Raw genomic sequence first — 22,535 nt, forward strand, 5'->3', positions numbered from 1 at the left:
TGTAAAACTTCTATTATACTAATACACTTGATAGAAATACGATTAATGCTGTTAATACTACTGCCCCACTTGCTGATCCTACAAAGTCACCTTTTGTTACTTGTAATACTTGCTCTTTCATTTTGCATTCTCCTCTCATTTTTCTTTTGTTACAAAGTTTTTATTATACTAACACGCTTGATAAAAATACGATTAATGCTGTTAATACTACTGCTCCACTTGCTGATCCTACGAAATCACCTTTTGTTACTTGTAATACTTGCTCCTTCATGTTTTTCATTCTCCCTTCTCTTCTTTTGTTACAAAACTTTTATTATACTAATACGCTTGATAGAAATACGATTAACGCCGTTAACACTACTGCTCCACTTGCTGATCCTACGAAGTCACCTTTTGTTACTTGTAATACTTGCTCTTTCATATTATGTATCCTCCTTTTAATAATTTATCTATATGTAATTTCTAAGAAATGTTTATTTCATAGTTTTTATGTTGACGTTACATTAAATTTAATAACGTAACGTTTGTAACATTAATGTAACATAACTATTGTTACGTTGCAATATAATTACGTAAATTTTATTACACTTTTTTTACGTTTTTTTATAAACACCCTTAAAAACCTTGTTTTAATGCATTTTCTACTAAGTTTATGTTTGTAATGTTATTGTAACATTACAGTCATATAACGAAATATCGCCATACTCACCTCTACTTTTGTTACAAATTAAGATAAATCCTTCATTAATAAAGTGGAATCTATCAAATTCTTACTGATAGTTCATACGAGATAAAATACAATCTTTCCAAGATAAGTTTATATGTTTCCTCCATATAACTATGTATAATAAAAACAAAGAGGTGGTCATTTTGAAATTAATCGCATTAGATATGGATGGAACACTACTATCATCTAGTCTTGAAATCTCCAAAGAGAACTTACAAGCTATCCAAACTGCAAAAGAGGCTGGTCATATAGTCATGATTTGTTCTGGTCGTGCAAAAGAGGATGCTTTGAAATTATTGGAAGAATATAAACTATCTCTTCCAGTTGGAGCGAGCAATGGGGCAATTGTTTATGTGGATGGAAAAGTAATTAACTCGCGTTGTTTACAAAATGATAAAGTATACAAGCTTGCAAAATTACTAGAATCTGAAGGTTTTCCTTATAAGCTATATACGAATAAAGGAGTTTATTCTCCATATACATGGCAAGATCAAGTCATGCAAGCGTTCGAAGAGAACAAGCATGCACTAGATGTTACGCTTGAGGAACTTGAAAGAATTACAGAAAAACAAAAGAAATCAAACTTAATTACTGATTTCCAAAAAATTGAAGATGTTGTAAACAATCCAGAATTAGAAATATCTAAATTCTTTATTTTGACATTTAACGCAGGGCATCGCGCACAGCTATTAAGTATGTTACAAGAAGATACTGATATTATGGTTACAGCATCTGCTCCTACTAATTTAGAAATTATGGACAAGAATGGACATAAAGGAAATGGACTGAAACAAATGGCAGCCCATTTTAATATATCAATTGAAGATACAGTTGCTATCGGTGACAATTTTAACGATGTACCCATGTTAGAAGCAGCTGGTTTATCAGTTGCAATGGGAAACGCTGAAGAAGATGTAAAAAAACTATGTGATGTTGTAACATTAACAAACAATGAACATGGTGTTGCTCATGCAATCGAGCAATTTGTATTAAAACAAACTTCATCTAGTAAATAAAAAAAGGACTCTTTCTATTTGAAAGAGTCCTTTTTCTTTTATACATGATGACAAGCAACAAAATGCTCCTCACCAACATTACGAAATTCAGGTACCGTTTGTTTACAAATATCTGTTGCAAACGGGCAGCGTGTATGAAAGCGACAACCTGAAGGTGGGTTCGCTGGACTTGGAATATCACCTTCTAATATAATTCGCTCTCGCTTCACTGTTGGATCTGGTATTGGCACAGCCGATAACAATGCTTTTGTATACGGATGAAGCGGATTTATAAATAACTCATCACGTGGCGCTGTTTCCACAATTGTTCCTAAATACATAATTCCAATCTTCGTACATAAATGCTCTACTACGCTTAAATCATGTGAAATGAATAAATAAGATAGTCCTTTTTTCTCCTGTAACTCACTAAATAAATTAATGATTTGTGCTTGAATAGATACATCTAGTGCTGCCACAGGTTCGTCAGCCACAATAAATTCTGGATTTAATACCATAGCTCTTGCAATAACGATACGTTGACGTTGTCCACCAGAAAACTCATGAGGGTACCGGTCAATATGATATGGAGCTAAGCCACATAACTCTAATACTTCTGTCACCTTCTCACGAACATTTTCTTTCGTCGCTAATCCATGAGCTAACATCGGCTCACCAAGCGCTTCCCCAATTCTCATTCTCGGATTTAATGAGCTAAATGGATCTTGGAAAACAAGTTGCATATTAGGACGATGTTTTCTCAATTCTTCCTTAGATAAAGAGTGAACATCTTGCCCTTTAAACTTCACTTCCCCTTCCGTTTTTTGAACGAGACGTAAAATTGTTTTTCCTATCGTCGTTTTTCCGCTTCCCGATTCACCAACGAGGCCGAATACTTCACCTTTATTAATAGTAAAACTTACTCCATCAACTGCTTTTACATGTCCAACCGTTCTACTAAATATGCCGCCTTTAATTGGAAAATATGTTTTTAAGTTCTTTACTTCTAATAATGGTTCACTCATTGTTCCGCACGCTCCTCATATAACCAGCAAGCAACTTTATGATTCTCATCATGTAGATTCAAACTTGGCACTTCTTCTTTACATATTTCCATACAATGCTCGCAACGACCACTAAAGTAGCAAAACTCATCCAAACCAACTAAATTAGGAACTTGCCCTGGAATAGAATATAGTTTATCTATTCGTTTACCCATCACTGGTTTTGATTTCAACAAACCTTTCGTATACGGGTGCTTCGGATTTTGGAATATTTCTAGTACTGGGGCTTCTTCAATAACTTTCCCGCCATACATAACGACAACGTAATCCGCCATTTCTGCTACGACACCTAAGTCATGTGTAATTAATAAAATCGATGTTTTAAATTCTTCTTTCACTTGTCTTAATAGATCCAATATTTGAGCCTGAATCGTAACATCAAGAGCCGTTGTCGGTTCATCCGCAATTAATAACTTCGGATTACAACTAAGTGCAACAGCAATCATAATACGTTGTAACATACCACCACTTAGTTCGTGTGGATAAGAATGGACGATTTCATCCGCACGAGCTATACCGACTTTACGAATTAACTCAATCGCCTTCTTATATGCTTCATTTTTACTAAGCAGTTCATGCTCCCTTAACGTCTCTACAATTTGTTCCCCTACAGTAAAGACTGGATTTAGCGATGTCATCGGTTCTTGGAAAATCATCGCAATATCATTCCCTCGTAAACTACGAAGCTCTTTCTCTTTCATTCCTAAAAGACTTTTTCCTTCATATAAAATATCTCCACCTACTACACTGCCTGATTCAGCAATAAGTCCCATAATAGATAAAGCCGTTACACTTTTCCCGCAACCAGATTCACCTACAACACAAACAGTTTCACCTTCTCGAACTGTAAAACTAACATGATTCACAGCTTTTACTGTTCCTTCTTCTGTCTGAAAGTGTGTTTGTAAGTCTTTCAACTCTACTACCGCTTTACTCATATTCCCTCACCTACCGTCTCATCTTTGGATCTAACGCATCACGAAGTGCATCACCAAGTAAATTAATGGATACAACTGTTATAAAGATTGCAAAACCAGGCGGAATCCATAACCACGGACGCTTTTGAAAATCAATTAATGAGTTCGCTGCGCTAATCATATTCCCCCATGATGGTGTAGGTGGGACAACGCCGAGACCTAAGTAGCTTAGTGCGGACTCTCCTAAAATAGAACCTGCAACGCCTAATGTGGATACAACAATTAATATTGGTAAAACATTAGGAATTAAGTGATATATAATTTTCCGGTAATCTTTTATCCCTAACACATCAGCAGCTTGCATAAACGCTTGCTCTCTAAGTGATAAAATTTGACCTCTTACAAGACGCGCAAGCCCCGGCCAACCTACTAAACTTAAAATAATCATAATGACATATAGACGATAATCAGATGGTACTTTCCACTCTGATAAAATCGCTCCCATTATAATAAGTAACGGTAATCCTGGCATCGACATTAAAATATCGGCAAGACGCATAATAATATTATCAACGATGCCGCGATAAAATCCTGCAATAGCCCCTAATACAGCTCCTAATATCACTGATAAAACCATAGAAGCTAGGCCAATCGTTAATGAGATTCGTCCTGCTTGCATAAGCCTCGTTAAAATATCTCTTCCCAATTGATCTGTACCGAGCCAATGAGAAAAACTAGGTGGTTTGTTAATTAACGTAACTTGTATTTTTCCTGATGCATACGGCGAAAAGAACGGACCGATAAAACAAAATATAAACATAAAAATTAATGCATACAATCCTACGAGCGCCATCTTATTTCTTTTTATCTTTTTAAGAGCTTGTCGCCATGGCGATGATTCATTTTTTCTTCTATTTTTTTCTTTCTTCTCTTTAATTACTGTAACAGTTTCCATCTCATTCCCCCCTTACTTCAACCGAATTCGCGGATCAACAACTGCATATACGATATCTGCGAAAAAGTTTGAAACGATTGTTAAACAAGAAAGAAACATCGTAAATGCCATCAATACTGTATAATCACGGAAATTTAGTGCTTCCAATTGAATACCGCCAATCCCTGGCCAGTTAAAAATTTGTTCAATAATAATCGCTCCAGAAAACAATCCAGGCAACTCAAACGCAAGCAATGTAATAGCCGGTAAAATGGCGTTTTTTAATGCATGTTTATAAATAACAGTCTTCTCTTTTAACCCTTTTGCTCGTGCCGTTCGTATGTAATCTTGTCTTACAACCTCTAACATACTCGTTCTAAAGTAGCGAGTTAATGAGCCCACACCAAGAAGAGTCAAAATAAATACCGGTAAAACCATATGCTTTGCAACTTCTATCACATAAGCGAATCCAGTTGAATTACTACCAACATCAATCATTCCACCTATTGGCAATAAATTAAGATCTACTGCGAACACCTTAATTAGAAACAGACCTATAAAAAATGAAGGAAATGACATTGCTGCAAAGATACCAATTGTTACAAGCTTATCGAATAAAGAATGTTGCTTCGTCGCTGAAAATACACCGATAATAAGTGCGATTAGCCAAATAAAAAACAATGCAACAATTGCTACAATAAAAGAGTTCCAAATAAATTTATTTAATAGTGATGTTACAGGTTCTTGATATTGAAGCGAAAAACCAAAGTCTCCTTGTAACGCATTACCTAGCCAGTGAAAATAGCGTTCAACAATTGGCTTATTTAATCCGTACAATTCCCGAAGCTCTTCCGCCCTTTGCGGTGTAATCTTAGGATTCGAATCAATATAATCACCTGGAAGAAGTGCAAACAGGAAGAAAATAACAACTGACGTTCCCAAAAGTGTAGGAATCATTTGTAACAACCTACGAACGATATACGTTTTCACCCTTTTTCTCTCCAATCTTATGCTTAAAATAGAAGAACATTTTTTCGAATCAGCCTATTACTAGCCGAATGAAAAAATGTCTTCTACTTATACATTCTTCTCGTTATTTTTCAATAGATAATACTGGTGAGTTTGAACTAATACTGTCATACTTCTCAGGATCAATTCCTTTAATGTTTCCATTGTAAGCTGTGATGACTCTACGATAATTTAATAAAATTACTGGTGGATCATCGCTTAGTTCTTTGTACAGTTCTTTGTAAATCGGTTTACGTTTCTCAATATCTACAGTTTCAATTCCTTTTTTAATTAATGCATCTACTTTTTCATTTTTATAACCTAAAGTATTATCATCACCTTCTGAGGAGTAACCACTTACAGTTTCACTTGGGTCTGTTGTAATTGGTGTTGCAACTGAAGCTAAATCATAATCGCCTTTTTTCACTTTTGACAGCATCGTATTGAAATCCATAAATTCAGGATTGAACTCAACACCTAATTCTTTATAGTTCTCTTTTGCTATCGGAATAAACAAATCACCGTCTTTTGCTGAACTTGCACCATAATACGTTAATTTAAGCTTTTGACCATCTTTTTCACGAATTCCGTCTGAACCAGCTTTCCATCCAGCTTCATCTAATAATTTCTTCGCCTTATCTAAGTTATATTCGTACTTATTAATCCCCTCTTCTGTATAAGCCCAAGATGTTGGATGAATTGGAACATTAGCTACTGTACCGTATCCTTTGAAAGCTGTATCTACATATTTTTTACGATCCAAACCATAAATAAGAGCTTGACGAACTTTCTTATCTTTTAAATACGGTTTTTTACTATTCATTCTTATATAACTAAATGAAGAAGCCGTCTCTATTTCAACATTTGCAAACTGCAAACTCTTCACTTGTTCTAAAATTTCATCCCCGTAACCTACTCCTGTATAATCTATCTCACCTGTTTGGAATAATTGGAATTTTGTATCTGGTGAAGTAATCTTATAAATAAAGTTTTGAATTTTTGGTTTACCTGCATAATAATTTTCATTTGCTGTAAAACGAACTTCCTGTCCTGGGATATATTTTTCAAACTTATATGGTCCCGCAGCTATCGGTTTCCCATATAACTCTTTTAAATAATCTAAACTAGTATTTTGCTTATATTCTTTTCCATAATAAGCTTTTGATAATACTGGACCACCTAAAGCAATTAGCGCTTGTGAGTTAACTTTTTCAGTCGTAACTTTAATTGTTTGTGGATCAACAACTTGAATTCCTTCAATAGACGTCGCTTTTCCTTCTTTATATTCCTTACCACCTTTAATTGCATATTGTGAAATATCATCGCCACCTTCATAAGCTTTATCATGTAGAAGTGATAATGTAAATGCTACATCATCAGCAGTTAATGGCGATCCATCACTAAATTTCAAGTCTTTGCGTAAATGAAATGTATATGTTAATTGGTCTGAAGAGACATCCCATTTCTCGGCAAGATCTGGTATAGGTTTCCCTTGTTTATCTGTTGTAACAAGAGAGGCAAAAATAACCGATGTCACATTGCCATCCCAACCGTTCTCTTGAAAGTAAGGTAGGAAAACTCCCCCCGGCTTTGAGATACCAGAAATAAACGTATCTTTTCTATTTTTCGCCTTATCAGGTACTTTCGTCTTATCTGTAGCCGCAATTTTTTCAACTTTTATATTTTTTAAATCCTGCTGTTTAACCGGTTCTGTAGAAGCCGTATCTTCCTGTCCCCCACAAGCAGATAACACAAGCGAACTACTCAGTAATACCGAAAATACACCAGCCCATTTTTTTGTCTTTTTTTTCATTGTCCCCACCCTAACTTTTTAATAGTTATACCCTTTGAACTTATTAGCTTATGTATGCCTCCCACAGCACATTTATAGCCAATCGGAAAAGTCGGTTTTAATCGTAAAAAAATAGATGTTTTTGAGGGGTAACAATCCTATTCCGACCTTTCCGGTAGACTTTATGGTTATTAGCTTATATCTTCCGTTATATTTTGTCAATTCTTTCTAAATAAATATTTTGAGAATTTTTTAAAAATTATCGTTCTATCTTTAATTTAGGTAAACTTAACAAGATACCGTTATAGTTATCTTCTTGTAATCCTTGAATGCGTGCATGATGTGCAGACACAACTTTACTATTAAACATGTCAATCATTCCCTTTTAATTCATATAAAAAATTAAAAATTCACTTCTATTCGTTCCGTATGAAACATAGAATACTAATAACCAATTACCAAAAAGGGGGCGAAAACATGGACAACCTATTCCAATACGTCCTTCACTACGTATTATTAACAATTATGATAGTTGGGGCGCTATTACTATTCCCGTTCTTCCCAAAGTTCGTCCTCTTTTTAGCTTTTTTTATGATGCTCGGGATAGCTATTATCATTTCAACAAGAGAAGATACGACACAAAAAGAAAACAGAGTTCAGCGTGTAAAGCTGTAACTCTGTTTTTTTCAGTCGTAACGTATTCTTGTTAAACTAATTATGAAAAAGACTCCTGCAAATAAAATGAGTATACCAATATATCCTCCTACATCTGCCAATGTACCTCCCCTTACAATTAACTCCGTAAAGCCACGCATCGCCCAAGTTTGCGGAACAAAATTTGCTGCCGTCTGCATCCATGCTGGTTCAATTTCAATTGGCCAATACAGGCCACCAATCATGCATGTTGAAATCACAACGATATTACCTAATGCAGACTGTTGTTCTGTTGTTTTCACGATACTTGCTAATAATAAGGCTAGACCAATGACAGCTAATAATAATACGGAAACGAGTATCATAACCCCTAACAAATTTCCCCACTGCACATTAAATAAGGAATGCGTTAATATCATTAGAACACCAAATTGAATCCATCCTATTAAGAAGAATGAAAGGATATATCCCGTTAGTATTTGAACTTTTGAAACTGGCGCTTCTAATAAACGAGACCAAACACCAAGTTGTCTAGCTTTCAAAATAGTCCCCGTCGCACTTAACATAACAATCATAACGAATAGAATTGAAAAGCCTGCCGCTCGCCCTGTAACGTTATTTAACTTTTGATCATCATGTGAAATTGACTCTTTTTGAATCGAAGCAGGTTCTACTTTTGTATAAATTTCTTTATACATAGGTTCCCACGAAGCGTTACTTTTCTTCTCAAAATCTCTCGCTGCACTAACTTCTATCTCCATTTTTTTTAATGCACTTGCCAATACTTGCTCTACAGAAGTTCCACCAGTAAAATCAGCACTAGCTTGAAACTGAATATTTTCTACCCTTCCATCTAACATATTCTTTTGAAAGTCTTTCGGAATAAGAACTATGCCGGATGATTTTTTGTTTTCAATCTTCTGTTTGCCTTCCTTATACGTTACCTTCTCTATAGAAATTAAGTCACTTTTCTTTATGTCCTCGTAATACTTGTTAGATAATACAGAACCATCTTCATCTACTAAGCTAACATTTACTTTCTTATTCCCACTTCCACCTAAAAGTCCGCCGAAAATGAGTGTAAAAATAATAGGCATTCCAAACATAAGTATATAACTTTGTGGTTTTATTAAAATTTGTTTTAACTCTAGCCAACAAAGTGCCCAAACCTTCTTCATCATTTCTCCCTCCTATCTCGTACGTAAACGTAATGTCCCTATCATAACGGAGACAATTCCTGCACCACATAAACTAAAAATAACAGGGAGTAACACATCCCAAGATGTTCCCGACATAATATTTAAAAAGCTTGTAAGTGCCCATTTATTCGGAGCAACATTCGCAATGGTTTGAAGTGTATCAGGGAATACGTAAATTGGTAACATCGATCCTCCTAATATAGCGAGTATTTGAATACCGATTCCTCCCATTACATCTGCCGTTTTTTCCTCACGAATAAAAGCGGCAATTAACATAGATAAACCCGAAACACAAATTGCATAAGACATTCCCACCGCTACTATTTGAGATAAGTCTCCGCCCCATTCCACATGAAACATAAAGTGTGTAGCAACTATAAATATCCCAAATTGTATACAAGCAAATAATAATGTACCTAAAAACTTCCCGAATAAAATTGAAAATGAACTCGTCGGTGTACTGAACAAACGCGCCAACGTCTCAGTTCGTTGCTCTGTTACAACTGACTTTGCACCTACTGTTATGTTATATAGTAAAAACATGACTAACATCGCTGCGGCATAATATTGCATCGCTACAACTGTTTTTTTACCTATCGTTCCTTTTTCAATGTTATCTGCACCCGAAGTTGCTACTGTTTGTAAATCTCCACTTACTTCTTTTGCAACTTGTTCCACATTACTATGCTGAGAATTTGCTAATTCCGTCACAACACTTTTAGTAGATACCGTAACTGTTTGAACACGCTCTGAAAAAGAGCGGACCATTGATTCAGCGATTTTCGCTTGTATATCTTTTGATGGGTCTATAAACACCTTTGGTTCTTTTAATTTTCCATCTTGTAATTGTTCGCTCCATTTATTCGGGATGACGATTCCCACATCGATTTTCTTTTCCTTTAACATATCTTCAAGCTCTTCTTGAGAATTAACTATCTTTACTTTCACATCATCTTTTAATTCTTTAGATTGCAATACGTCTTTTTGAAAGACATCTGCAAACTCATCATTTCCTACTTGATAATAGCCAATCACTGTTTTGGGTAGTCCACCATTATCAAATATATTACTTAACGCTGAACCTAAAATCGCTGTTAATAAAAGCGGCATAATTAACATCATCATAAATCCGCGCCGATCAATTAAACGTATTTTTAAATCTTTCCATGCAATAATAAAACTTTTCATCTCGCACTAACCTCCTTAATCACGAAGTGAACGTCCTGTTAATTGTAAAAAGAGTGCCTCTAAATTCGGTTCTTGCACTTCAAGCTTTAAAATTTGAGCGTTGTTCTCCACAACTACTGACACAACTGTACCAATGGACTCGCCACCATTTAGCCCAATATCAATCGTACTATTATCTTCATCAAAAATAATTCGTTCAACAACAGAGAGTGCTTTCAACTTTTGTAGCAGTTCCGTACTATAACGATTTAATTGCAATCTCACTATAAACCCATCCGCCAGACGATTACATAGTTCCCTTTTCGTTCCTAATGCAATTACCTTTCCATGATCAACAATTGCAATTCTTTCACATAAATACTCTACTTCTTCCATGTAATGACTCGTATAAATAACTGTCATCCCTTTTTCATTTAACTTTTTAACAGTCTCTAAAATATGGTTTCTCGATTGCGGATCAATCCCAACTGTCGGTTCATCCATAATTAACAACTCTGGCTCATGCATAAGTGCTGCACCAATATTAATACGCCTTTTCATTCCACCTGAAAATGTTTCAATTTTATCTTTTTCACGGTCCTGTAAACCGACGTAAGCTAATACTTCCTCCGCTCGCTCTTTTGCAATTTTTCCATTTAAACCATACATTTTCCCCCAAAAAACCAAATTTTCCTTCGCTGAAAGTGTTGGATAGAGCGCAATGTCTTGTGGAACAATACCAATTTTCTTTTTCGCCTCTAATGGATATTCTTTTACTGATTTCCCACCAACTTTTATATCACCACTGTCGTATGAAATTAACCCGCAAATCATTGATATCGTCGTTGATTTTCCCGCACCATTTGGACCAAGCAATCCAAATGTTTCCCCTTTCTTCACCTCAAAAGAAACATTCTTTATGATTTCCTTCTTACCAAATGATTTCGTAATATGATCTATGACTAACATACTGATTCAGCCCCTTTGCATTCATCTACACTTTCATTGTAGAAAAATTCCTTCTTCTCTCCATCATCCTTGAGATAGAAATACAAAATAAAAAAGCAGCAAATTCTGCTGCTTTTTCACACTTATATATGCCAAAAGTCATGTGTACATCGTGATGCCATACCTTACTGCGTATATGGCTGCTTGCGTTCGATCTCTCAGTTCTAACTTACTAATTAAATTAGAAACATGATTCTTAACAGTTCCCTCTGTAATAAATAACTTTTCCGCAATCTCTTTATTATTTAACCCAAGTCCAATTTCCCTTAAAACATCTACTTCTCGCTCAGTTAATTGCGCTAATTGTTCTGGTGTGGTGCACTCTACTGCTACTTTTGTCTTTTTTAATTCTTTTATGATTTGCGCTGTTATATCCTGAGGAAGCACAGCCCCTCCACTATGCACCGTTAAAATTGCTTGAGCGATTGCATCTGTCTCCATGTCCTTCAATAAATAACCACTTGCTCCTTGCTCCAATGCTTCAAAGATAAGCTCACTATCACTAAAAGTCGTCAACATAAGTACCTTTATATGAGGGAACTGTTCTCTAACTAAACGTGTTCCTTCAACACCATTCATACGTGGCATCCGAATATCCATCAAAATAATTTCAGGATGTAACTCTTTCACCTTTTGTATCACTTCGTCTCCATCTGTAGCAGTTCCCACTACTTCAAGTTCCTGACGTAAATTTAATAACATCGCTAAACCATCACGAATGAGTGATTGATCATCAACAATCATAATCCGAATCATACAGTTCCCCCTATTAACCACGTTTTCTCCTGAAGTGGAAATTCAATCTGTAACCGAAAGCCTTTTTCTATCTCACTCTCAAATTGAATAGTTCCACCATGTTCCTCTACTCGTTCTCTCATATTAAGTAAACCAAAACCTGGGCTTACCTCGTTAACTCCCACGCCATTATCCAAAATACATAGTTTAACTTTTTTCGCCGAACAAGTTAAACTCACTTCACATAAAGTCGCCTTGCCGTGCCGCTTTGCATTTGTTAAAGACTCTTGCATAACCCGGAGCAGTGTAGGCTGTAGTGACAGCGGAATCACAACCGGATCTCCTTGTAATTGAAACGATACTTGTACTTTCGTCGCTTTAGAATATCCATGTAACATTTCACGCATATTCTCTATTATGTTCCCTAGTTTACCTTCTTCTTTTAAGGCATGTACAGACGCTCTCACCTCTTGAAGTGATTTCCTGGCTAGCCCATGACATGTATGTAAAACCTCTTCCGTAGCGTCCGACTTTTGTTTCCACAAAGCCTCTGCCATTTGTAATTGGACAAGTAAAGCTGTCATATTATGACCGACAGTATCATGAATTTCTCGGGCAATATCATTTCGCTCTCGAACGGCTGTCAATTCTTCTACCTCTTTGGCATATAGACGTAATTGTTCATGCGCTTCTTTTAGAGCTGTATGAGACAATGTCAATTCCTCATATTGCTCATCTACCATTTTCCGAGCAGCTGTAAGTTTTTTTATTAAACTTCCAGCTAAAGCACTAAAAACGATGAACATAAAATTAATGGCATTACTCTCCAATTCTAAACTACCTGTATGTTGATACGCATGTAATATATTTATAAACCAACAAAGAAAGAAAAAAGTAATAAAAAAGTACATCATACTTCTACGAAATTCATGAATAAATAGCCCTACTGCATCAATTCCAAATATAATTAAATATAAACATGTCTCGGGAAATAAAAAACCTAATAAAGCTGTGACTATCCCATTTGCTAATAGTGTATAAAAAACAAGTTTTTTACCTCCATTCACTTTTACTAGCAAAATATGATTCACAATATAAATAAAAAGTGCTGTACCCACAAAAAATTGCAAATGTGCTGTTTCACGTGAAACATGGTTTGCATAAACAAAACAAATCATGACGATTGTAACAATTCGCGCGTATCCTAACATAAAATTCTCCTCACATTTTAATAACCTAAAGTGCATCTCTTCATTATAATAACAAGAAAATTATACCAATTACTTCTCTTTCCTTACACAAAAAAAAGCAAGCCCCCCTCAAAACATGAGAAAACAACTTGCTCTTTCATTCTAATCTCTTTACTCCATGATATTCTCTAAAGCATTATATAACTCCGCTCGTAACAACTCTTTCTTCGTTTTTTCTTCATACAATTGTTCAAGCATTTCAACATCAACTACTTGTTCCATCTTACACTCAAGCGTATATATATCTTCTTCAACATGCATTAACTCGGTTTCAATTTCCTCAATATTCCTAACTTCTTTCTTTTTTACAGGGACTGTTTCCATACTTTTTCTTCCTTGGCGTTGCTGCTTTATCACTTGCGTCTCGAGCTTTTCCTCCCACTTTTGACGCGCCCATGCATAGTTCCCTGCAAACTCAAATAATTTACGCTCATCAATCCAATACGTCTTTTCAAATAACTTATTTAAAAAATAACGATCATGTGAAACAGCTAAAATCGTTCCATTATATTGTTCAAGAGCTTCCTCTAAAACTTCTCTTGATTCAATGTCGAGATGATTTGTCGGCTCATCTAAAATTAAAAAATTGATATCTTGATACATAAGTTGTGCAAGTCTTAACCTCATTTTTTCTCCACCGCTCAGTTGCGTTACTTTCTTAAACACCGCTGGACCATAAAATAAAAACTTAGCTAATATATGTCTCGCTTCTCCCTCTGTTACAGCTACACATTCCCTGAAAGCCTCCAATACGTTACTCTTCATATTTCCGTACGCATGCTGGGATAAATAACCGATTTTCACACTACTTCCAATTCGAATTTCTCCAGCGTCTGGTTCTATTTCTTCTAATAATAACTTTAATAGCGTTGTCTTTCCTGTACCATTACGACCAACGATAGCTGCACGCTCTTGAAAACGAACATGTAAGTTTGCTTCGTTAAATAAAAGATGTTCCGCAAACCCTTTACTCACTTCTTTCATTACAACAACATCTTTTCCACTTCTCTCTTGCCCTTCAAACTGAAGTCCCATTTGTTTTCGTTCTAAAATAGGTTTCTTTAGTTTTTCCATACGTTCCAGTGCACGTTCCATACTTCTCGCTCTCTTATGCAATCCTTCATTCGGAGGATTCGCCTGATTTGCCCATTCACGTAGTCGCTTAATTGCTTCTTTCATTTTCTTTATTTTCTTTTGCTGTTCTTGATAAGCCTGAAACTCCTGAAGCAACCTTTCTTCCTTCTCTTCAACAAACCGAGAATAGTTTGTATGATACACGTGAATCTCTCCATCTTCTAAATCAAAGATCTTCGTTACAACTTCATCAAGGAAATAGCGATCATGTGAAATCACCATAACTGTTCCGTTGTATTCTTTTAAAAATTGCTCTAACCATTCGACTGCAAATAAATCTAAATGATTGGTTGGTTCATCTAATAAAAGTAAATCTGGTTTCTGCAACAACATGTATGCAAGGCTTACTTTTGTTTGTTCCCCACCACTTATCTCCACAAATGATCGTGGGAATAGTTCTGTCACCTGTAAACCATTTGCTACCTTCATAATGTTCGCTTCGATTTCATAACCACCAAGAAACGCAAACTTTTCTTGGATGATTCCGTATCTTTCCATTAATTTTTGTAAAACAGAAGATTCCTGTTCTTCCGCCATATCTTTTTCTAAAGTACGCATTTCTCTTTCTAATTCCTTTTCTATTTTAAAAGCGGAACTCAATACTTCATATACAGTCATACTCTCATCAAATTTCGGAATTTGTGCCACATGACCAATACGTGTACCTTTCTTCATATGAATGGCCCCTGCATCCAAACTTTCCATTCCAGTTAAAAGCTGAAAGATTGTTGTCTTCCCGCTACCGTTACGACCAACTAATCCAACACGTTCACCATTCTTTATTTCAAGCGATATATTTTCAAATATGATGTTTCCACCAAAAGATTTCGTTACATTATTTACACTACAAATTGTCATTTTCCGTACTCCTTTCAATATAAAAAACCATGGGAAAGAAACATTCCCCATGGTTTTCGGCATAGAAAAAGGAAGCTAAATAGCTCCCTTTTCACACGTTTATTAAAAATGGGTGAAGAGATCTCTATCGTTCTATAGCTACTATGCAATTGTTAAAAAAGGACAGACGTATCCCGTTAACAACTACATCATGAAAAATCGCACGACAAAAATAGATAAAATCTAAAAATTTGGCACGTGCAGCTAAAGAACGTTTCATCTCATTCACCTCTTTCGTACGGAATTTAATACTTACTTCTTTATTATACTTTCCCATTTCATGTTTGAATAGTCATTTTTCTGAAAATAATGAAGATAGACTAAACATTTCGATAAGTGACATCAAATCTTACAAAACTGTTATGTTCACGTAATGGAAAGCGATAGTACGAAAAGATGCCTCCCTATACAATAAAGATGTAAACAAGAGAGACAACAAAAGGAGGAAACAATCATGATGAAAGAAATCGTAAAAGCAATCTTTGAGGTATTAGTGAACGGACAAGCAGTTGTAAAAGAACTAAATGAACTATAAAAAGGAGTGAAAGAATATGATGAACATGGTAAAAATGATTTTACACGCCCTAGTTGATGCAAAAGCAGTTAGCCAAGAATTAAACCAACAATAAAAAAGGGGTAAACGAATATGAAGAAAGCCATTATTGTCATCGCAAGTACAGCAATTGCCTTATACACAATAAAAAATAGAAAAAAGAAGCATAATAAAAACGATTTATATTATCCATACACATTATTAAAGAAAAAATAAAAGACAAGGTACCCTATCTTAATGAGGATATCTTGTCTTTTATTTTTTATATTCCCTTTAAAGGATTTTCTTCTCCTTTTCCCGAATATATTAAGCGGGATTTTTACACATATTTTAAAGGGGCATATATACAAATGGATACACAACAACTATACTTTTTAAACGATATCGGCAAACAAAAACCAGAAAGCATCCGGAATAGAAGCGCTGCATGTCCTTTTTGTGACAGAGAAAATTTAACGGATATTTTAGCAACTGAAGGCTCAATTATTTGGCTAAAAAACAAATTTCCTACATTAAAAGATACATTTCAAACGGTGTTAATCGAAACAGATAATTGTGAAGATCATATTGCGACATATACAGAAGAACATATGCGATCGTTAATCCGTTTCTCCATTAAACATTGGTTAGATTTACAGAAGAATGAAGAATTCACATCTGTAATTTTATACAAAAATCATGGTCCATTCTCAGGTGGAAGTTTGCATCATGCACACATGCAGATTATTGGAATGAAATATGTAAACTACCTCGATAACGTAGAACACGACAACTTCCAAGGCGTAATTGTACAAAAGAACGAACACATTGAACTCAATATCTCAGATCGTCCTATTATCGGTTTTACTGAATTTAATATCATTATTGAAGATATTGGATGCATAGATGAACTAGCAACTTATATTCAGCAAACTGTACGTTACATACTGACAGATTTCCATAAAGGATGTAGTAGTTATAACTTATTCTTCTATTACTTAAACGGAAAAATCATTTGTAAAGTTGTTCCTAGGTTTGTCGTTTCACCATTGTATGTAGGGTATAAAATACCGCAAGTTTCCACCAAACTAGAAGACGTGAAAATACAACTAGCAGCATATTTCACAAAACAAAACGACGCGATTATCCACAAAAAATAGAGTAGGTATCAAAAACCTACTCTTTAATTACACCTTTATTTCGATAGTACACATCTTCTAATCCGATGTTATACTTCATATTATTATCCGTCCACTCTGGCCCTAAATTCCCTGGCCACCCAGATGTATTTGCTATATATTTTAGTAATGCAAAATCCGTCAAACCTTTTTGCACCCCGCGCTTATATCCTTTCATTAAATGCGGCATTGCAATTTGCGCGTTTGTACGTGGATCTTTTAGCTCATCATCCGTTAAATGATCCGGCGCAAGTCCACCACCGCGATGCAATTGAAACAATCCGAATGAAGTTCCGTTATCTCCAACACTTCTTGGATTTAAACGGCTTTCATGTTCGGCAATTGTAAGAGGTATCCATTCTGGAAGATTGACTTTCTTTGCTTCCTCTATAATAATTTGTTTCATCTGTTTTGCTTCTTCTGAGTCAACATAGCTTGTCTCATTTACTAATTTGCCCATTCCTTCAGACTTTCCTTGGAAATATAAGTACACCCCAAGAACAACTAAAAATCCTACAAAGAATTTCTTCACTACCTCTACCTCTTTCTCCGCTGAAATTTGTCCCCTTTCAGCCTTCTTCCCTTTACAATTACCCACATTCTATCATTCTCTTACTCTTTTATCATAGCAAATAACTATACATATTATCATCATGCTTTAGACCGATTTTGTGAAAAAACAGCTGGTAAATACGTGCAAAAATGTAACTTTCATAGACTACAACGTATTTCTTGTATATAATTGTAAATTGAACTCTACATATAGAATAGGAGCAGACCAAATGAAAAAGTGCATAATACTCTTGTTCAGTATTTTACTTCTTATCCCTATCCACATCTCTGCACAAACATCATCAAAACCAAAAGTACTTGTTTTATATAGTACAAAAGAAGATAAAATTACAAATAATATTCAAATTCTTAACACTCAATTAGGACATTTTACAAACGATATAACTACGAAAAGTTTAAACAAAGCTCATGAAATTACTAATTCATCTTCTTATACACATATTGTCTATATCGGTGAACAAAAAGAAGAGTTTCCTACTGAAGCAAAACAACTTATAGAAAATTTCTCAGGCCCAGTATTAGTTTTAGGGCAAAATGTTGAACAATTATCTAATCGTTTTTCATTCATTACCCTAAAGGATAATGATATACGAACTAATAAAATCGAATATCCAAGTAATAAATTAAAAAACACTCTAGAAGAAGAACGTTTGATTCAATCTTTTGATACAAACGGAACTGTTCTTGCTAACGCTTTAAGCTCAAATAACAAGAACCCACTAATCGTTCAACATGAAACATCTTACTACGTTGCAACACCAAATCTCTTTGACTGGATCTCTCATTACGTCGGTGAAATGCTATTTTCTTACTTTGGACAAAAACCAACGACAAATAAAGTAGAAGCTTATTTACGTCTTGAAGACGTTCATCCAGCCGCAGATATAAATCAATTAAAAGAAATTGCTGAATTACTAAAAGAGAAAAAGATGCCATACATGATCACTGTTATACCTGTATATACGGATCCGGAAACAGGTAAAACACTACATTTAAAAGATAAACCAGAACTAGTCGATCTTTTACGCTCTATGCAAGATGATGGTGCAGCAATTATTATGCATGGTTATACCCACCAATTTTATGATAGTGAAACTGGTGAAGGTTTTGAATTTTGGGACGTAAAAACAGACCAGCCAATTCGTCAACCAAAGCATGAAAAACCAAAAACAAAAGATGATTTCCCTACTATAGATGCCTATAATGCATACGTAAAAAAAGGGGAAGAATTTGAAGAAAAATATACAACTGATCATATTGAAAAAGGCATTCAAGAACTTGTAGATGCCAAATTATATCCTGTCGCATTTGAAGCACCTCATTACACGATGTCTCAAAAAGGATATGAAATATTATCAAGGTACTTTTCAACTTATGTAGGACAACTACAGCTAAGTGATACAACTTGGAAATCCATGCACTCACCATTTTATACAAGTACCCCATCCTTTTTACATGGCATGAAACTAATGCCTGAAACAGTTGGATTTATTGAAGAAGATAAGCCACATGCTATCGCTAAAATGAAAGAACGTGCTGTATCTGTTGCAAAACTATCTGACGGCATTATCGGTGCATTCTATCATCCTTACTTAGGTGTGAAACCATTAAAAGAAGTACTAAAGGATCTAGAAAGTATTCCAAATATAGAATGGATTGATTTACAAAAAGAAACAAATGAAGTGAAAATGAAGGATATTCATATTACTACTAATAAAGATGGCATTCACGTTGAAAAACCAACAAGCGCAAGCGACGTAATGGATTATGTAAAACAATATGGATTCTTCCTTATACTTGGTTTCTTCATCATTGTCTTTCTATTGTTATTAAGACGTGCAAAAAAATTAGAATCCTAATACAAAACCACCAAGCAAAATTCTTGGTGGTTTTTTTAACTTAAACCAAAACGCGGCATATTATTAATAACCCATTGATTATGTTCATAAATAAATTCAACTTCCACTTTTTCCGTTACATTATCATAGTCATTATACGTTTCTACCTGCGCTTTTATTTTTCCATCCTTTAACTCGGCAGAAATAATTTTTGTAAATTTAGTTGCTGCTTTTGACCCTGGATCTCCAATAGCATAGTGCATTTTTCCATTTAACTCTTTCACATACTTACTCTTCATATACTCTGCTATAAATGATTTTGAGAAATACGTAGATAGCGTAGTCTCTAAATTATCCTTCGTATTATAAATAGGGTTCACTAATTCCCCGTATGAAAAATCCCCTACTCGTTTTGGGTTTCCTGTTAGTGCAGCCATTTGAACATTAGTCAGTTCCTTCTGTGCATTCCATACTTTCTGTAACATAACGTTATCTGCTAGCTTCTTATCTTTTACTTCATTTGATTTCTTTGTATCCAAATTCATGATAGTTCCATTATCCGTATAGAGGTACATATCTCCTGCTACAAAATATAAATAAGATTTAGTTGGTTCAACCGCTTTATTATAAATTACTTTTTCCTTTCCTCCATTCATTCTCTTCTTATATACTCCATCCTTTTTTATATAATAAAAAGTGTCCCCTTTCACATTCATCTGCAAGGCATCCTTTACCAATAACTTTTCATTATTTTGTTGAACGTCTATTTCATATATGCCATGCTCAGCTTCATTTGTTTCAAAAGGTAACGAAAAGTCGACAACAGCATATAATTTTTCATTATCATATGTAGCACTAGATATTGTTGCATAATTTTCTTTTGACCAAGTTTTATTATCTTTTGTAACTTGTGTTCCACGATTTTTATTCCAATGTAGAATACTATCATCTATCGTTTGAGACCAACCAGAATTTTTAAATGCTGCTTCTTCTTCCTGTCCCGTTTTCAAATCCATCTTTACAATCCCTACAATATCAAAACCACCATGCTCAGAATATTTTTTCGGATAAAATAAAGTTTGATCTTTTATATAAACATAATTTATATCCGCTTTTAACGTGTCTAGCTTTTTGTTAGATATATCATACTTCATTAAAGAAGATAATCCCGCATTCTTATCTTCATCCGTATGAATAAAATATAAAACCTTGTTTTTTATATTTATGTAAGAAGCATTTACACCTTCCACTACACGTTCCGAAGTCTGAAATTGATCTTTCGTACGATAAATGCCTCCTGTATTTTTATTACCATTTACTGCATAGTAAACCCATCCATCACTCTCTGCCATCTTCCCTTTATTAGAACTGTTTCCAACCGTATTGCCATTTTTCTCATTTTCTTTCATCTGTTTTTCAACTACTGGATCAATTTGTTCTTCTTTATTTTCTTGTGTTACGTTTGAATTGATAGTCTTTTTTTCTGCTTCACATCCAAACGCTGCAAGTGAAAGTGTACCGATCATCATTGTAATAGCTATTTTTTTATATGCTCTCCCCATTTTCTTCCCAACTTCCTTCATCAAATTAAACACATCATAAATTATAGAAAATATTAGAAAAAATATCCATAATAAAAAGGATAAGAGTAACGCTCCTATCCTTTCAAATAAAGTGAAACTTTAATTAGTGGGGTTTTGTCCATCCCCCACTGGTTATTAGTTGAACCAATCGGGCTTTACGGGCAGTTGATCTCCCACCTAATTCCTCCGCATTAGTCAAATTTTGAGGTGGAAGTCTTACTGCCCGTTAATGCGGGGTAAAATTGAATCGTATTTTCATATATCGTTTTCATAACCTTATCAACAGACATGTTTTTTATAACACTAATTTCCTTTAATACCTCTCGAATCATTCTCGGATGCGTCATAACATCGTCTTGAAATTCCCACGGTCCATCCGTTTCTACCATCATATATTCAAGAGGATAATACGAAACAATTTTTCTAATCTTCTCCTTATGTAAAACATCTGGTGTAATAGAAATATAATAACCGTTCCTCATCATACGTTTCATTGTTGTTTCACTTCCTTTAAACCAATGAAAATGTGCACGTGGAATTTTATATTTCTCCAATAAATCACATACAATATCAGCATCTTCATACACTGCATGCAATATAATTGGTAAATCATATTTACTAGCTAGTTCAACAAACCGTTGTAACACTGATATATACGAATTGATAGCAATGCGCTCATCTTCTTTTCTTAAATAATACGGTAAGCCAACTTCACCAATCGCAACTATATCATCTACATGCTCTTCAATTAATTTATAAATTTGCTCACATTCTTCTTTATGAATCGGTTGCTCCGGATGAAAACCTATTGCTGGATGTACAAAAGGATATAGTTTTGCTAAAGATAAAGTTTCTTTACATGATTGATAATTCATAGATACTGCAATAAGCCCCTTTATCTCTTTACTATGCTCCACATCTTTAAGTAATTTACTTTTCTCTTCATCCTTATATTGGTCAACATGTATATGACTATCAATCCACTTCACCTTTATTCCCCCATAAAAAAAACAAGAAAGGATCTCCCTTCTTGTTTTGTCATCTATATTATTTAACAATTAAGTTTGTTATGATATCAAATAACCCAATACATACTACGGCAACAGTAAAGTAGCTACAGAAATCTTTAATTGGAAACTTCACTACTTCTTCTTTACGCATCCCATTCTTCTCCCTTCTTACTATATCCCTAATTATTTTTATCTATTTGTATCTATTATGCAAAAAATATGACAAAATTACTATCGAATTAACTTACGTAAACCTTACAATGTTGTAAGGTTTATAAAGTGAAACTTTAATCAGTGGGGGGTTCTTCATCCCCCACTGATTATTAGTTGAACCAATCGG

General features: G+C 34.7%; 24 protein-coding genes. 5 read left to right on the forward strand and 19 right to left on the reverse strand.

Annotation, left to right across the window (positions count from 1 at the left end; all coding sequences use genetic code 11):
• Positions 1-13 precede the first annotated feature (13 nt).
• Genes ACTFSI_RS23615 through ACTFSI_RS23625 form a run of 3 tightly spaced genes read right to left on the reverse strand, consistent with a single transcriptional unit; the run spans position 14 to position 421 of the window.
• Positions 14-121 (reverse strand): DUF3948 family protein, encoded by a 108-nt coding sequence (locus ACTFSI_RS23615; protein ID WP_000664237.1) that lies wholly within the window; start codon positions 119-121, stop codon positions 14-16.
• A 42-nt stretch (positions 122-163) separates the two neighbouring features.
• Entirely contained in the window at positions 164-280 is a 117-nt protein-coding gene (locus ACTFSI_RS23620; RefSeq protein ID WP_001984868.1) for a DUF3948 family protein, read from the reverse strand.
• Between the two features lie 33 nt (positions 281-313).
• Complete coding sequence (locus ACTFSI_RS23625; protein WP_000664237.1) at positions 314-421, reverse strand: DUF3948 family protein; 108 nt, start codon at positions 419-421, stop codon at positions 314-316.
• Between the two features lie 449 nt (positions 422-870).
• On the opposite strand from ACTFSI_RS23625, the gene ACTFSI_RS23630 reads away from it, so the two are divergent.
• A complete protein-coding gene (locus ACTFSI_RS23630) occupies positions 871-1,743 on the forward strand; it encodes a Cof-type HAD-IIB family hydrolase (RefSeq protein WP_000766439.1) in 873 nt (290 codons plus the stop codon).
• A 38-nt stretch (positions 1,744-1,781) separates the two neighbouring features.
• Here the strand turns inward: ACTFSI_RS23630 and ACTFSI_RS23635 are convergent, their stop codons facing one another.
• From ACTFSI_RS23635 to ACTFSI_RS23660, 6 genes are all read right to left on the reverse strand, one after another.
• Positions 1,782-2,747, reverse strand: a complete 966-nt coding sequence (locus tag ACTFSI_RS23635) for an ABC transporter ATP-binding protein (RefSeq protein WP_001294511.1) — start codon at positions 2,745-2,747, stop codon at positions 1,782-1,784.
• Complete coding sequence (locus tag ACTFSI_RS23640; protein WP_000030798.1) at positions 2,744-3,724, reverse strand: ABC transporter ATP-binding protein; 981 nt, start codon at positions 3,722-3,724, stop codon at positions 2,744-2,746. The genes ACTFSI_RS23635 and ACTFSI_RS23640 overlap by 4 nt, the downstream gene beginning before the upstream one ends.
• 10 nt (positions 3,725-3,734) lie before the next feature.
• Entirely contained in the window at positions 3,735-4,658 is a 924-nt protein-coding gene (opp4C, locus tag ACTFSI_RS23645; protein ID WP_000451073.1) for an oligopeptide ABC transporter permease, read from the reverse strand.
• Positions 4,659-4,670: 12 nt separating this feature from the next.
• The gene (locus ACTFSI_RS23650; RefSeq protein ID WP_000860750.1) at positions 4,671-5,627 is read right to left on the reverse strand and encodes an ABC transporter permease; all 957 of its coding nucleotides are present in this window, start codon (positions 5,625-5,627) and stop codon (positions 4,671-4,673) included.
• Positions 5,628-5,730: 103 nt separating this feature from the next.
• Positions 5,731-7,458: an ABC transporter substrate-binding protein gene (locus ACTFSI_RS23655; RefSeq protein ID WP_000730684.1), complete on the reverse strand. Its 1,728-nt coding sequence runs from the start codon at positions 7,456-7,458 to the stop codon at positions 5,731-5,733.
• A gap of 238 nt (positions 7,459-7,696) precedes the next feature.
• The gene (locus ACTFSI_RS23660) at positions 7,697-7,816 is read right to left on the reverse strand and encodes a peptide ABC transporter substrate-binding protein (RefSeq protein ID WP_138322554.1); all 120 of its coding nucleotides are present in this window, start codon (positions 7,814-7,816) and stop codon (positions 7,697-7,699) included.
• Positions 7,817-7,914: 98 nt separating this feature from the next.
• Between ACTFSI_RS23660 and ACTFSI_RS23665 the strand changes: the two genes are divergently transcribed.
• Complete coding sequence (locus tag ACTFSI_RS23665; protein WP_000369262.1) at positions 7,915-8,112, forward strand: hypothetical protein; 198 nt, start codon at positions 7,915-7,917, stop codon at positions 8,110-8,112.
• Between the two features lie 11 nt (positions 8,113-8,123).
• Here the strand turns inward: ACTFSI_RS23665 and ACTFSI_RS23670 are convergent, their stop codons facing one another.
• From ACTFSI_RS23670 to ACTFSI_RS23700, 7 genes are all read right to left on the reverse strand, one after another.
• Entirely contained in the window at positions 8,124-9,269 is a 1,146-nt protein-coding gene (locus ACTFSI_RS23670; protein WP_044790874.1) for an ABC transporter permease, read from the reverse strand.
• Positions 9,270-9,281: 12 nt separating this feature from the next.
• Complete coding sequence (locus ACTFSI_RS23675) at positions 9,282-10,478, reverse strand: ABC transporter permease (RefSeq protein ID WP_044790875.1); 1,197 nt, start codon at positions 10,476-10,478, stop codon at positions 9,282-9,284.
• Between the two features lie 15 nt (positions 10,479-10,493).
• A complete protein-coding gene (locus ACTFSI_RS23680; protein ID WP_044790876.1) occupies positions 10,494-11,426 on the reverse strand; it encodes an ABC transporter ATP-binding protein in 933 nt (310 codons plus the stop codon).
• A 138-nt stretch (positions 11,427-11,564) separates the two neighbouring features.
• Positions 11,565-12,221, reverse strand: a complete 657-nt coding sequence (locus ACTFSI_RS23685) for a response regulator (RefSeq protein ID WP_000619343.1) — start codon at positions 12,219-12,221, stop codon at positions 11,565-11,567.
• Entirely contained in the window at positions 12,218-13,411 is a 1,194-nt protein-coding gene (locus ACTFSI_RS23690; RefSeq protein ID WP_044790877.1) for a sensor histidine kinase, read from the reverse strand. Before ACTFSI_RS23690 ends, ACTFSI_RS23685 begins: the two co-directional genes overlap by 4 nt.
• A 150-nt stretch (positions 13,412-13,561) precedes the next feature.
• Positions 13,562-15,442 carry a ribosomal protection-like ABC-F family protein gene (gene abc-f, locus ACTFSI_RS23695; RefSeq protein WP_000150899.1) on the reverse strand — a complete coding sequence of 627 codons (1,881 nt, stop codon included), beginning with the start codon at positions 15,440-15,442 and terminating at the stop codon, positions 13,562-13,564.
• A gap of 124 nt (positions 15,443-15,566) precedes the next feature.
• Positions 15,567-15,701, reverse strand: coding sequence for an RAxF-45 family protein (locus tag ACTFSI_RS23700; RefSeq protein ID WP_000830642.1), 135 nt, complete (start codon positions 15,699-15,701; stop codon positions 15,567-15,569).
• A 426-nt stretch (positions 15,702-16,127) separates the two neighbouring features.
• On the opposite strand from ACTFSI_RS23700, the gene ACTFSI_RS23705 reads away from it, so the two are divergent.
• Together ACTFSI_RS23705 and ACTFSI_RS23710 are read left to right on the forward strand one after the other, a co-directional pair.
• A complete protein-coding gene (locus ACTFSI_RS23705) occupies positions 16,128-16,250 on the forward strand; it encodes a hypothetical protein (RefSeq protein WP_000709145.1) in 123 nt (40 codons plus the stop codon).
• A 134-nt stretch (positions 16,251-16,384) separates the two neighbouring features.
• Complete coding sequence (locus tag ACTFSI_RS23710; protein ID WP_241747714.1) at positions 16,385-17,173, forward strand: DUF4931 domain-containing protein; 789 nt, start codon at positions 16,385-16,387, stop codon at positions 17,171-17,173.
• A gap of 16 nt (positions 17,174-17,189) precedes the next feature.
• On the opposite strand, the gene ACTFSI_RS23715 is transcribed toward ACTFSI_RS23710, so the two are convergent.
• Entirely contained in the window at positions 17,190-17,723 is a 534-nt protein-coding gene (locus tag ACTFSI_RS23715) for a transglycosylase SLT domain-containing protein (protein WP_000713259.1), read from the reverse strand.
• A gap of 250 nt (positions 17,724-17,973) precedes the next feature.
• On the opposite strand from ACTFSI_RS23715, the gene ACTFSI_RS23720 reads away from it, so the two are divergent.
• Positions 17,974-19,623 (forward strand): DUF2334 domain-containing protein, encoded by a 1,650-nt coding sequence (locus ACTFSI_RS23720; RefSeq protein WP_000710540.1) that lies wholly within the window; start codon positions 17,974-17,976, stop codon positions 19,621-19,623.
• Positions 19,624-19,658: 35 nt separating this feature from the next.
• On the opposite strand, the gene ACTFSI_RS23725 is transcribed toward ACTFSI_RS23720, so the two are convergent.
• A complete protein-coding gene (locus tag ACTFSI_RS23725; protein WP_070805091.1) occupies positions 19,659-21,164 on the reverse strand; it encodes a DL-endopeptidase inhibitor IseA family protein in 1,506 nt (501 codons plus the stop codon).
• Between the two features lie 212 nt (positions 21,165-21,376).
• Positions 21,377-22,174, reverse strand: coding sequence for a TatD family hydrolase (locus tag ACTFSI_RS23730; RefSeq protein ID WP_138322558.1), 798 nt, complete (start codon positions 22,172-22,174; stop codon positions 21,377-21,379).
• Positions 22,175-22,535: the final 361 nt, after the last annotated feature.

This window comes from Bacillus cereus group sp. MYBK101-2, from assembly GCF_051918845.1.
In the GTDB taxonomy this organism is placed as follows: domain Bacteria; phylum Bacillota; class Bacilli; order Bacillales; family Bacillaceae_G; genus Bacillus_A; species Bacillus_A paranthracis.